The sequence below is a fragment of the Vibrio sp. 10N.261.51.A4 genome (assembly GCF_041471945.1).
Taxonomy (GTDB): domain Bacteria; phylum Pseudomonadota; class Gammaproteobacteria; order Enterobacterales; family Vibrionaceae; genus Vibrio; species Vibrio crassostreae_C.
Genome location: NZ_JBFRPJ010000016.1, coordinates 1 through 1,147 on the forward strand (window position 1 = coordinate 1; position 1,147 = coordinate 1,147).

Here is a 1,147-nt window from a genome sequence, read left to right on the forward strand (position 1 = left end):
TCGATTATAATCAACTTCGATATATTCAAAAAGTGCTTGGCGCATCTCTTCTCGCGTCATTATCGGCTCGTATTGGACGGCTTCTACTTTCATTGAATGGAAAAAGCTTTCAACACAGGCGTTATCCCAGCAATTTCCCTTCCTACTCATACTTTGTTTTAAATTATGGGCTGAGATTAAGTATCTGTAGTCTTTTGAACAATATTGACTACCTCTATCACTATGGATAATCACCCCTTCGGGCATGCCTCTACGGAACAATGCCATTGATAGCGCATCACAGACCAGAGTCGCGGTCATTCTGGTGCTCATTGACCAACCAACGACTTGCCGTGAGTACAAGTCGATAACAACCGCTAAATACATCCAACCTTCGCTTGTCGCTAGATAGGTAATATCTCCAGCCCATTTTTGGTTCGGTGCTGTTGCATTAAAATCTTGCTCAAGCAAGTTCGGGGCAACAGGAAGCCTATGCTTGCTGTCTGTCGTACATTTGAACTTACGGGCGGCCTTCGCGACTAAGCTCTGGCGCTTCATGCTCGCGGCAATGGTTTTTACATCGTGCTTATTACCATTTGCCTCTAGTTCTTTTTGAATACGCCTTGCACCGTCGCGTTCCTTTTTATCATCAAAGACTTCTCGAACTTTGATATCAAGCTGCTTTCGGTGCTCGTTGCGTTGAGTGACTTTATGGCGATTATCAATCCAATAATAAAACCCACTTCGAGAAACCTCAAACACCTTAGCCATACGGACAATCCTATATTGCATCAGGTGTTCGAGCATAAACTCATAGCAATCTACTTTAGATTTTTCGCGAAGTAGGTGGCGGCCTTTTTTACGATATCTAGCTCTTCAGCTTGCTCAGCCAATAACCGTTTGAGTTTGGCATTTTCAGTGGCGAGCTCCCTTTCTCTATCGCTGATTTTCGCATCTTTTTTGACGGCTTTACGCCACCCATAAATTTGAGATTCATACAACGATAGCTGTCGTGCGGCAGCAGCGACACCGACTTTCTCTGCTAACTTAAGTGCTTCGGCTTTAAATTCAGGAGCATGTTTGATTCGTGTTTTCTTAGTTGTCATTGTTCACCTCGTTAGTGATTGTACTCACTTAACTCAGTGTCCAAAACTTATGGTGCGGATCA

The 1,147-nt window shown here is 43.7% G+C and carries 1 protein-coding gene; it reads right to left on the reverse strand.

Going from position 1 to position 1,147, the window contains the following annotated elements:
• Positions 1–1,085, reverse strand: a protein-coding gene (locus AB4384_RS05050; protein WP_372129001.1) for an IS3 family transposase whose coding sequence is annotated in 2 segments (ribosomal slippage) — positions 1–842 and positions 842–1,085 — 1,086 coding nt annotated over the 2 segments. Because the reading frame shifts where the segments join, the coding sequence is not laid out codon by codon here. This gene is flagged as partial in the annotation.
• Between the last annotated feature and the right edge of the window lie 62 nt (positions 1,086–1,147).